At 44.0% G+C, this 12,092-nt stretch carries 10 protein-coding genes; 1 reads left to right on the top strand and 9 read right to left on the bottom strand.

Annotation, left to right across the window (positions count from 1 at the left end; genetic code table 11):
* Positions 1-236 precede the first annotated feature (236 nt).
* Positions 237-1,136, top strand: coding sequence for an FCD domain-containing protein (locus ACMAZF_RS12400; protein ID WP_435274129.1), 900 nt, complete (start codon positions 237-239; stop codon positions 1,134-1,136).
* A gap of 294 nt (positions 1,137-1,430) precedes the next feature.
* On the opposite strand, the gene ACMAZF_RS12395 is transcribed toward ACMAZF_RS12400, so the two are convergent.
* From ACMAZF_RS12395 to ACMAZF_RS12355, 9 genes are all read right to left on the bottom strand, one after another.
* Positions 1,431-2,945: a sulfatase-like hydrolase/transferase gene (locus ACMAZF_RS12395; RefSeq protein WP_435274128.1), complete on the bottom strand. Its 1,515-nt coding sequence runs from the start codon at positions 2,943-2,945 to the stop codon at positions 1,431-1,433.
* A gap of 69 nt (positions 2,946-3,014) precedes the next feature.
* The gene (locus tag ACMAZF_RS12390; protein WP_435274127.1) at positions 3,015-4,457 is read right to left on the bottom strand and encodes a sulfatase-like hydrolase/transferase; all 1,443 of its coding nucleotides are present in this window, start codon (positions 4,455-4,457) and stop codon (positions 3,015-3,017) included.
* A gap of 342 nt (positions 4,458-4,799) precedes the next feature.
* The gene (locus ACMAZF_RS12385; RefSeq protein WP_435274126.1) at positions 4,800-5,153 is read right to left on the bottom strand and encodes an L-rhamnose mutarotase; all 354 of its coding nucleotides are present in this window, start codon (positions 5,151-5,153) and stop codon (positions 4,800-4,802) included.
* 27 nt (positions 5,154-5,180) lie between these two features.
* A complete protein-coding gene (locus tag ACMAZF_RS12380) occupies positions 5,181-6,122 on the bottom strand; it encodes a sugar kinase (protein ID WP_435274125.1) in 942 nt (313 codons plus the stop codon).
* Positions 6,119-6,769: a bifunctional 4-hydroxy-2-oxoglutarate aldolase/2-dehydro-3-deoxy-phosphogluconate aldolase gene (gene eda / locus ACMAZF_RS12375; protein WP_435274124.1), complete on the bottom strand. Its 651-nt coding sequence runs from the start codon at positions 6,767-6,769 to the stop codon at positions 6,119-6,121. The genes ACMAZF_RS12380 and eda overlap by 4 nt, the downstream gene beginning before the upstream one ends.
* Positions 6,763-8,238 carry a mannitol dehydrogenase family protein gene (locus tag ACMAZF_RS12370; RefSeq protein ID WP_435274123.1) on the bottom strand — a complete coding sequence of 492 codons (1,476 nt, stop codon included), beginning with the start codon at positions 8,236-8,238 and terminating at the stop codon, positions 6,763-6,765. Before ACMAZF_RS12370 ends, eda begins: the two co-directional genes overlap by 7 nt.
* Before the next feature lie 18 nt (positions 8,239-8,256).
* Positions 8,257-9,792: a UxaA family hydrolase gene (locus ACMAZF_RS12365; protein ID WP_435274122.1), complete on the bottom strand. Its 1,536-nt coding sequence runs from the start codon at positions 9,790-9,792 to the stop codon at positions 8,257-8,259.
* Between the two features lie 120 nt (positions 9,793-9,912).
* Entirely contained in the window at positions 9,913-10,743 is an 831-nt protein-coding gene (locus ACMAZF_RS12360; RefSeq protein WP_435274121.1) for an amidohydrolase family protein, read from the bottom strand.
* 76 nt (positions 10,744-10,819) lie between these two features.
* A complete protein-coding gene (locus ACMAZF_RS12355) occupies positions 10,820-11,836 on the bottom strand; it encodes a zinc-binding alcohol dehydrogenase family protein (protein WP_435274120.1) in 1,017 nt (338 codons plus the stop codon).
* Positions 11,837-12,092: the final 256 nt, after the last annotated feature.

Genomic DNA, 12,092 nt, shown 5'->3' with positions numbered 1-12,092 from the left:
ATAGTCTCCTTAGGGGTTGTTATCTTGTAGTTGCTCATTACCTCTATAGCGCCAATTCAGTAGGCATGGATGCCTAAAATACGGCTCGACATATGTCACCGCCAACAGGTTCTTACTTTGTTCTACATCAAATAAAAACAAAAATTAGTGCCAGTAAAAGACTTTTAAGGTGTTACTATTAATAAACAACATTAATAAATGCAACCGTTCGTGTTTATATTGACTAGGATCCGTTAATGCAAAGCCACTTAATTCAAACCACCACTAATAGTATTTTACAATCGCTTGCTGAGTTTGATGATGTTAGCTCCGTCGTATTAAAGGACAACACGTTAGCGAAGAAGCTTAATGTTAGTCGAACAACCATCAGAACAGCGTTAAAAGAGCTTGAAAAAAAAGGGGTTATCAAGATTACCGATAATCAAAAGCTTGTTGTTCGTGCCCCCGTCACTTCAGATTATTTTGATACCCGTGGTATCGTTTCATCGAAAGAAGAAATCATCGAAAAATACTTTTTAGATTTAATCAATGATGGAAAACTATTGCCGGGCGGGAAGTTTTCTGAGTTGGAGTTAGCTAAAGCATCTGGCTGCAATACAATTACAGTGAGAGAGTTTTTAATCAAATTTTCACGCTTTGGGTTGATTGAGAAAAAACCAAGAGCCAAATGGCAAATGGTTGAATTTGATGAGAAATTTGCCATTGAGTTAGTTGAGTTTAGACGCATATTAGAAATGAGCTCGATCACAAAACTGATGGCAGTGCCTAGTGACGACGGCGTTTGGAAAGAGCTTGCCCAGCTGCTTGATAAGCATGTTGAAGTGTTAGCTGATGTTGAAAATCGTTATACAGAACTTAGTGAATTAGATCGTAAATTTCATTATATCGTGCAGCGGGCGTCGGACAATCGGTTTTTTATGCAGTTTTTTGATGTGGTATCGCTTATTTGCCATTACCACTATCAGTGGAATAAAGGCGATGAATTAGAGCGAAATCAAGTCGCGCTGCAAGAGCACGTCGATATTATTACGCAGTTACTAGCACATAACACCTCAGGTGTTTTAGCCGCGATGGAAACCCACCTCAATTCTGCAAAACGCACGTTATTGCGCTCGGCACATGGCTTGGAAGAATAATCCAAAACAACGTTAAAACAAAGGGGCTTACAGATTAACTGTACGCCCCTTTTTCTGTTAAAATTCGCTATTATCTTCTTCGTTAAACTAATACCATTAATTGCATTAAATATTTGCCCACTTGTACTTGTTAAAATTAACTAAAATGGCGTTGCTCTCAATCCTAATAGCCAGCTATTAGTCAATCGAGCGCCTTGTTTTAGCTGATTTTCTCTACGCACAACAAGATCACTTACTTAATGCAATTGGTATAAGCGCTGACATGTCAAACATAGCCTGTCAACGAAACATCAACTAAGGCTTTGATGAGCCATCGCCACGATACGTTTCATCGTAGCGTTTATAATCAGCATGATTATATAAATGCTTCTTTATAACTTTTGGTTTAGACAATGTTTTAAGCACACGTTTGCCCGATTTTGTTTGCCAGTGTGTATCGGCTCGCGTTAATGGGGGTAATTGGTTGAGAATGTCATCAAATTTTGCACGTTCACTAGCGTGCTCTGGCAAGCCATCGACCAGTTTGTAACCAAAGCCAAAGCGATGTTCTCCAGTGTAATAGAATCGGCCGCGTGGCATGTTCATGATGGGATTAACCACTTCCAGCATATAGTTTTTAGTGCGTAATAATTGCGATGTACCAGCGTAGCCATAAATCCATTCACGATGTGTATCTGTGTCGCCTTGATAAAAGGGAACTAAGCTTTTACCGTTAAACGAATGACCTTTAGGTACAAAGTCCCAGGCGTTTGCGTAATCGATCAGGGTCGGGGTGATGTCTGAAAAATCTGATAACTCGGTTGTTAGTCCACGCTGTTTTATACCTGCACCGGCAGCGATATGTACAACATGAGAGCCGCGTTCTACGCCGCGCGTTTTCGCGGTTACGGCCGTGCCATTATCCGACAAAAAGATGATGATAGTATTATCGGCAATACCGAGCTCGTTAATTTTGTGAACGACCTCACCAACTTTTAAGTCAAGGTATTGGATCAGCGAGACAAATCGGGCGTGATTTTCACCTGGGATCTTGTCTTTCTTTTTGATTTTTTTACCTTGTCCAAGCAGACCGGGTTTACCACGCAATGGATTAGTTGGCATACCGGTTCGGGTGCCATGTGGTGCTACCGTTGGCCAATAGGCTAAGAACGGTTTACCTGCTTTTGCATTTTTCTCCATAAACGCCATGATGAAATCCGCTTCAATATCTAAGCTATAGTCCATGGGTTTAGTATCAAGCAATTTACCATTAACGACATAACCTGGGTGCCAATAACGAGACGTAGTTTTCTTATCTTCCATTAGGCCGGTAAATTTAGGCGAACCCGCTAATTTCGCAATTTCTTTTGTGCCTTCCCATAGTGCATGTTCGTCAAATGCGAGTACGTCTTCATAGGGCATTTGGATGCCCGCATGCCATTTACCGGTAATACCGGTGGCATAGCCAGCGTCTTTTAGGACACGGCTAAAAGGAATGTTATCGCTGTAGACTTCTTTTCGCGCATTGCCGAGCCAAATTTCGTTGGTGTAAACCCCCGTTGTTTGCGCATAACGTCCTGTCATTATCTCAACACGTGACGAACCACATTTCGCGGTGGCGTAGGTGGTTTGAAAACGTACCCCTTGCTCAGCCAATTTATCAATATTTGGCGTCTTGGCGGCCCCTTCTTGACCGTAGATACTAAACATATCAGGGCTAACATCATCGGCCAATATGAGTACGATATTAGGACGATTATCACTAGCACTCGCGCTTAGTGCCAGCATTAACGCCGTCATGCCCATGAAGGATTTTTTAATAAAATTCATTCTTATACCTTGTTTTTTTAATAACTTATAACTGCAATACAATTAACCAAAAATCAATGTATTGCGGGTCTATTGTTTCCAATCTTGTGACTTCACCGTAACCGGTACATCCCAGCTTAACGCTTGCCTTTTTCGGTAACTAGGATCGTTATCTCGTTTGGGTTGTGCCTGCGCTACTTTGATTAGCGCGGCTTTTGCTGCGACAATTTCGGGATCCTTGCTGTGGATTAGGTTAACTTTTTCCTCGGGATCGTTTTTTAAATCAACTAGTTTTTCATAAGACAGTGGCTGTGTTGCGTTGACATAGAGCTTGTATCTTTTGTCGCGAATAACTCTGTCTCTAAATACGAATTTATTCTCAATACCATTGTCTGACACCGCTGCTTCATTCATGCCCCCCATCGAAAGAATCGACGTGCGCGCACCGTCGGGCCTTTTATCGAGAATGTATGAGGCGAAGGATTGACCGTCGAGCTTATAATCGCTTGGCACCTTAGTAGCTGCTAACTCAGCAAACGTGGGTAATATGTCGGTAAAATCCACTAAGGTATCACTAACAACGCCCTGGGGTACTAAGCCCGGTGCATTGACGATAAAGGGTGAGTTTATACCATTTTCTGTAGTCTTTTGCTTGCCGCCACGTACCTTACGGCCATTGAGTGTCCCAACGAGACTTTTATTGGTGCCATTATCTGTGGTCCAAATAATAATGGTATTTTCGCGTTCTCCAATCGCCTCTAAACGGGCTATTATCCGCGCTAATATGATGTCTGCATATTCAACCATCGCTTTGTGCTGGTCGAGTTTACCCGTGACTTTCGGTTTATGGGGAGTGGTAGTATAGGGCGTGTGAGGCAAATTCATGGCGAAATAGGCAAACCATGGTTGCTGCTTATTTTTCTCAATAAAATTGAGCAAAAACGAGGCAAAGATATCTTCACCAAATTCACCAGGATAGATTTTGCTGCCTTCCTTGGTGTGAATATAGGGATCCCAATAGCGCTTAGCGCTGGCCGGTACGCCCGATTCATAACCCGTCCACATAGCATAATCATCAAAGCCATGCTTGCTCATTGCATCGGGTTCGATGCGAAAATCATTGACTTGCCATTTACCTGCTGCCACGGTCGCATACCCTGCATTTTGCATAACTTTTGCGACACTTTGGTTTTTCTCCCAATCGAGATAACCATGACCCCAGCGCGGTGCATCCCAGTGATTAACCCAACCGTTTCTATAGGGGTATTGTCCGGTGATTAAAGACACCCGTGACGGTGTGCATTGAGGGTGCGACCATACGTTATCAAAACGAATACCTTGATCTGCCAGTGCGTCGATGTGTGGTGTATTGATGTCCTGCGCACCATAGGCACTTATCCACTCTTTACCTAAATCATCAGCAAGAATAAACAGTATGTTTGGGTTTTTACGGGGATTGTCTGATTGGTTGTTTGTCTCGGTGGCATTGCAGCCCGTCATTAATATTAATGACGCACATGTACTGCAAAACATTGTTAACGCATTTTTGTGAAGGAACATCCCAACGCTCTTTTGTGTATTATTTATAAAGTACATTATTGTTTTGCGAGGTGGTTGTCAATCATCCGAGAAATAAATTACGTGAAGTCTCGATAGAGAATGTTTATAAGTATTTGTAATTATGTTGTTAATTTTCTATTTTTCTTTGTGTAAAGTAATGTAAATCTAAAGGTGTTTGATAATGGAGATGCGAGGGGAAGGTCATTTTTCGGTCCATAGTGCGAAGGTAGCAATACGAAGCGGCGCTAACGTCAAGTAGGGTTAGCGCGCAGTTATCTGGTGGCCGCTGGGTAGAAGTTAATAGGCTACCCGATGCTATGGTTGTTCTGTTAGCTTAAATATTTGTTCCATCGGCAGCCATTTTTCACCGTCTTTTGCCCAAGGTAATGCTTGTTGAAATTGCCACATCAGGGTTTCCCATTTTTGCACCTCTGGACATTGGGCATCGGAGGCCGCTTTGGCCTGCGCATCAAAGGTATCATCGACTTCCATGATCATAAACAATCGATTTTCAATCAGGTAAATCTCCATTTCAACAATACCAGCATCACGAATACTTTTAGCAACGGCAGGAAAGCCGTTACCGGGCTGATGATAGGCTTTGTACTGTTTGATGAGCTCAGGATTGTTTTTTAAATCCGTGGCGAGACAGTGTCGGGTAGTTTTCATACTTGTTCCTCTATCGATTAGTTTTCACTACATCGGACAGTCGATGAGCTGCTGAGAGAATACGGCTTCATCAACGATTGCGCCTTTGTGTTGAATAACACAAGCGGATACCTTGGCGGCAAAGTTAGCGGCGTGTTGCGCACTTTTTCCTAAGACACGTGCGCTTAAATAAGCACCATTAAACGCGTCACCTGCAGATGTTGTATCGACCACTTGCTTAACAGGATCGACATCAAGGAAAATACGCTTGCCATCAATGCAAATTAACATGCCCTGATCACCATTTTTAATAATGATTTCATCGATATCAAAAGGCTCAAGGAATGTTGCAACATCATCGGCCGTCTTTGCGCCATAAAGTACCATATGGTCATCGACACCAGGTAACGCGATATCGGCCAATTTAAAGGCGGCTGCGTACGCGTCTCTGGTTTCTTCTAACGTTTGCCATAGGGTTGGTCGATAGTTAGGATCAAAGATTATTTTGGTTCCTGCCGCTTTAAGTGTAACAATAAAATGCCATAGTTTTTCTCTATCTTGTGGGCTGAGAATTGCCAGTGAAATCCCAGAAAAGAAAAAACTGTCGACGTTTTGCAATGCGGGGTTTTTTAAATCCTCGCATAGGAAACTAACCACTTGCTTAGCGGCCGAGGACTCCCGCCAATAACTAAAGCTACGTTCACCGTCATCATCAACATTAATAAGATATAAGCCCATTTGTGCGCTTGAAGAGCGATAAACAAGATCACTTGCTATCGATTCTCTATTCATCATCGCGAGCATGTCGGTGCTGTTGTCATCAGTGCCAACGGCAGTTAAAAAGTTGACCCTCGCTTGTGATTTCAGGCAGCGTTTAATGTAGATCGCTGTGTTAAACACATCGCCAGCAAAATTTTTGTGATAGAGGGTGTCGCTATCTGCACGGCCAAATTCAATCATGCATTCGCCCATCACGATGATATTATTCATGCACATACTTCCTGTGATGCGATTGCAGCAATCGCTTGTTGACTAAGGGCGGTAATTGCTCCCCAATCTTTTTTCGCAATCAATGCTTTAGGGACCATCCAAGAGCCGCCGACTGCAAATATACTGTCATTAGCGAAATATTCTGCCATATTGTCTAGGCTCACTCCGCCAGTTGGGCAAAATTTAACTTGGCTAAATACGCTCGAAAGCGCTTTAATTGTTGCTGCGCCGCCATACTGCGCCGCGGGGAAGAACTTAACTTCATCGATGCCTAATTCAAGTGCTTGATTAATTTCTGACGGCGAGACGACGCCGGGTAACATCGGTAAACCCGTCTCAATCATTGCACTAGCGAGCTCTTTAGTGAATGAAGGGCTGACTAAAAATTGTGCGCCAGCGGCAACCGCGTCTGCTACTTGCTGTGTTGTGGTCAATGTGCCAACCCCAACAGTGACTTCAGGGACTTGTTCGCTGACCGCCTTAATGCAATCAAGCGCGACGGGGGAACGTAGCACTATCTCGGCACAGGTGATGCCACCTTTATATAAGGCGCGGCTAACATTGACTGCATCTTCAACACTTTCCATATGCAGTACGGGCAAAATCGGGCTGTCTTTCACTAAGGCAGCAAAGCTTGGCTTTAACATAATTTCTCCACAACTAAATTGATATCAGTGATATTAGTAGTATTGCGTAGTGCCGTGAGGCTATTGACTAGCTGCGATCTTAAGTCGCTATTGTGCGCCAACTCTGCGCTGAAAATAGACTCGATTGCTAAAAATGCATCAACTACCTCGCCGCAGTCATTACTACGCAGTGCTGAATTATTGATCAGCTGTTCAGCCAATGGATCAACAATGTCGCGACTTTCCTTTAACGCGCGGCAAATAAACTCAAACCAACAGGCGAGTGATAGTGATAACAACTTGGTTGAACGCCCCAGTGCAATATTATCGGCAATAATTGGCAATACGCGCATTTGTATTTTCTGAGAGCCGTCCCAGGCAATTTGGCTCAGTAGATGACGAATTTCTGGGTTTAGAAAACGCGCGATAATCTCCTTGCTATAAGCCTCAACATCAAGCTCTTTAGGGGGGATAAATGATCCGATGACTTCGTCGTTGGCTAAGCGACAAATAAATTGATAAAAGGCGTCATCATTGGTGACATCAAACACGGTTTCAAATCCTGCCAACGATCCAGCATACGCTAATGTGGAATGTAAACAGTTGAGTAAACGTAGTTTGGCTTTCTCAAAACCATCCACATCGCTGGTAAATATCACGCCGACTTTATCCCAGGCAGGACGTGCTCCTTGCCAGTTATCTTCAATGACCCATTGGGTGAACTGTTCGCGCTGAATTGGCCATTCATCGCGTGCGCCAATGGCTTTGGATACGCTATCGATGGTGTAGTCTTCAGTCTTAGGTGTGATGCTATCGACCATGGCATTTGGAAACGCGACGTGGGTTTGTATCCACGCAGCTAAATGAGTATCGATTTGCGCGGCGTAATCTATCACGGCGCGGCGAAGTTTATCTCCGTTACCAGAGACGTTATCACAACTAAGCACATTAAACGCCTCAATTGCACTCGCTTTACGCTGTTTAAGTGCGTGCACAATGTAGCCAATTGCACTGCTCGGTTGGCTAGGGCTTGCGAGATCGTTAATGATATCGTCATGGGTTAAATCAAGACGACCATCAGCGCCTAAACAATAGCCTTTTTCCGTGATTGTCAGCGTAACGAGCTTGGTATCGGGTGACACTAGCCGTGCAATAACTTGTGGCGATTGTTCGCTAGCTACTAGCACTTCTTTGAGCGCGCCAATGACTTGATAGTTAATTGCGGTGTCTAAAATGGCTAAGGTGTAAAGATTGTCTTGTGCGGCAAGCACATCGCGGGCGGTCGCGCTTCGTAGTGATACGCCGCAAATGCCCCAGTTGCCACCGGCAACATTCATAGCATTTTCGGTATAGACCGCTTGATGAGCGCGGTGGAAAGCGCCTGGACCTAGGTGAACGATGCCGATTTTGGTATTGTCTCTATCGTATTGAGGCGTCACTATCGCCGCGTTTTTGGCGATATCATTTACAGTATTATTTGATAAATTCATGAGTGTTTCGGCCATGCCCTAGAGGGTTACGCCGCCTTTCCAAATTGATATTTCTTTAAATTGATTGAGTTCATTTTTAGTGGCTTTGCCAGACGCGATTTCAAGCAACAACTGAAAAAATTCTTCGGTACATTGTTCTTGAGTCTTATCAAGGCGCAGCAGCTGACCCGCATCGTAGTCAATCCAATGTTTTTTACGGGTCGCTAAACTGGTGTTTGACGCAATTTTTACGGTGGGTACGGGCACCCCTAATGGCGTGCCTCGACCTGTTGTAAACAGCACCATATTGGCGCCACTTGCTGCCAGTGCGGTACATGACACGGCGTCATTACCCGGACCTTGTAATAAGGTGATGCCGTTTTTAGCCGTGGCTTTTTCACCATAGGCAATGACTCCTTGTACTAAGGCATTGCCGCCTTTTTGGATAGCCCCCAAGGACTTGTCTTCTAAGGTTGTTAAACCGCCCGCTTTGTTGCCGGGAGACGGATTTTCATAAACGGGTTGATTGTTCTCAACAAAATACTGTTTAAAGCTATCAACAAGACTGACAATGTCTTGATAAACCGCTTCGTTAGCGGCATTGTTCATTAACACCTGCTCGGCACCAAACATTTCTGGCGTTTCAGTTAAGATAACGGTGGCACCGTAGCGCGCCATTTTTTCACTGATACGGCCAAGCAGTGGGTTGGCCGTCAAGCCACTTAATCCATCTGAGCCGCCACATTTCATTGCTAACGTCAGTTTAGACACAGGGCAGGGCACGCGTTTATCATTGGCCATGGTAGCTAATAGCTGTTCAATCATCGCCATACCTTGCGCTTCTTCATCATCCACTTCTTGGGCATTAAAATAGGCGATGCGTTCGCTCATTTCACCTGGCAGCGCTTTGATGAGTGATGATAGTTGATTGTTTTCACAACCCAAGCCTAAAAATAACACGGCACCAGCGTTCGGATTGGCCGCAAGAGAGGCAAGCAATTGCTTCGTTTGCGCTAAATCGTCCCCTAATTGAGAGCAGCCAAAGGGATGCGTTACCGCCAAGAAATCATCGGCAAGATCGCTAAATTTATCCCGACATTGGCGTACTAATGATTGCGCTAAATGGTTGACGCAACCAACACTGTTAATTATCCATAATTCGTTGCGAATGCCGACTAAGCCATTATCGCGTGGATACCCCATAAAAGTAGGCATGTCATGAGTCGCGTTATCACGATTGTCTAGCACTTGTTGATTTGGTTGGTATGAAAACTGATCGTCGTCACTCAACAGTGTCTTTAAATTGTGACTATGTACCCAGTCGCCTGCTTTTATCGGCGCGGTTAAATAGCCAATGGAATAGCCATATTTGATCACTTGCTCGTTGATATCTTGATCACCTAAGGCAATTTTGTGGCCACGACCAATGTCTTCATTTAGGGTGATGTTGTTATCATTAATGGTGATAATAGCGCCTTTAGACAAATCCTCTAATGCCACGGCGACAGTGTCTTTGCGGTGTACCAAAATCGTACTTTTTACGGTGGGCTGTTGTTCGTTAATTGTTTGGGTCATCACACAATGCTCTTCACTTAATTTTCTTTACATCGCTTCACGTTAATCATTGATACCCCAACGGGTTAACGCAATAGCGGAAACGCTTCTACTGTAGTGTTTTGTCGTCGGGATTGGCGATTACAGCCGATAAAATCGTTGGGCATTGTCACCAAGCACTAATTGTTTGGCTGTGGGAGACTGTGCCTGGACAAAATCAACGACAACTTGTTTTACGACTTGATATTGAGCGGCCACTAAACACACTGGCCAATCTGAGCCGAACATAATGCGTTGCTGACCAAAGAGATCCCAAACCGTTTGCATAAACGGCTGTAAATCGCTATTTGTCCAGTCCTGCCAATCGGCTTCGGTGACCATACCGGAGAGCTTGCAATAACAGTTTGGATTTTTCGCAAGTGCTGCCATGCCTTGTTGCCATTGCGTGAAATCGCTCGATGATTTGATATCGGGTTTGGCAATATGGTCGATGACAACGTGGAGATGTGGCACCATGTTAAGCATGTTGAGTGCTGCCGGTAATTGGTGGGCTAAAATGAGTAAATCGTAACGATAGCCCCTGTCGGCAAGTATTTTAAGACCACGAATGAAATCAGGATTTTCCATAAAACTAGGGTCGTTTTCCCCTTGAATTACATGGCGAAAACCAACCAATTTTGTGTGATGGGCAAGTGTATCTAGCTGCTGAGTTAATGTGTCACTTTTTAGATCTATCCAGCCAACAACGCCTTTAATGAGTTCGGTTTGTTCGGCAAGCGACAATAGCCATAACGTCTCTTCAATCGATTGGCGAGCCTGCACCGCAATACTGCTTGAAAAACCGTTTTGGTGTAACGTTTGTTCAAGTTCTTCGACAAGGAAATTGCGTTTTAATGCCGTCATTGAATCATCAATCCAATCATATTCTGCTGCATTATAATTCCATAAATGATGATGGGCATCGATATACATATAGACCTCTGTTATGGCGTTTATCTCTTTGGAAGGTGAGATAACACGACATCATCTCACCGGCGGCATAATTTACTTAGTTCAGTTCTATTACAGCTTTAACAACGCCTGTTTCGGGTTTGACCCACTCAGGGAAAATTGCTGGAAAGTCAGAAAAACTGGTTTTGTGCGTTACCATAGACGTTGATTTTGCACTGCCATTAGCCAAGCAATTGACCACGTGTTCAAAATCTTCCTTTGTTGCATTACGACTGCCTTTTAACGTGGTCTCACGCTTATGGAACTCTGGATCGTTAAAGCTAATATCGGCCTTAACAACGCTCACAAACACTAAGGTACCACCGTGCGCTAACCAGCCAAAGGTGGATTGCATTGCCCCAGGATTGCCGGTGCAATCGATGATTACAGTTGGGAAGTCACCATCGGTAAGCTGCTCAAGTTGCGCCTTTACATCGCCTTTACAATCTACGGTTGCATCGATGTCAAGTTCGCGGCTTGCAAAGGCTAAGCGATCGTCATTGACATCGGCAACAAAGGTTTTGGCGCCAGCTACCTTGGCAAACTGCGCAGCACCTAGACCTATTGGCCCTGCACCTAACACCATGACGGTGTCGTTTGCATTAACGTCACCTCGACGCACGGCATGGGCACCAATGGCTAAACATTCAACGACAGCAAGTTGATCGAAAGGGACACCCTCGGTGAGCACAACATGTGAGGCGGGTAAACACAAATATTCGCACATTCCACCATCGCGATGCACGCCAATCACTTCAATGTCGGTGCAACAATTTGTTTTTCCGACACGACATGCTACACATTCACCACACTCTAAGTAAGGAATAACATACGCGGCCTTACCAAGGGGGAGATCAACCCCTTCACCTAATTCTGCAATCTCGCCTGAGAGCTCATGGCCAAGAACGCGTGGGTAAGTAAAGAATGGTTGATTACCGCCATAAGCGTGGATATCGGTACCGCAAACCCCAATGGCGCGAATTTTAAGTAATACCTCGCCTGCTTTAGGTTTTGGCTTTGTACTTTCTAAAAATTGTAGTTCGCCGGGTTGTTGGCAAACGATTGACTTCATCATGTTCTATTCCTTGTGGCGGCAGTACGTCATAGAGCAATGACGATATGTACGACTTAATGTGTTCTTTAATTATAATGTACACTTTTTGAGGGGGCAATGAAAGTTATTTTTAATATTTACTGTGGAAATCAATTGAATATCATCATTGTAAGCAATTACCCCCCCATAACTTAGAATATTATGTTGTTGTAATTAGATGATTTAATAAAAGTTATCACTTAATACTGTGTGAGAGTAATGGAATATAAAATGTGTT

The organism is Psychrobium sp. nBUS_13, assembly GCF_051201665.1.
In the GTDB taxonomy this organism is placed as follows: Bacteria; Pseudomonadota; Gammaproteobacteria; order Enterobacterales; family Psychrobiaceae; genus Psychrobium.
This window is presented reverse-complemented; position numbering and strand designations above follow the sequence as displayed.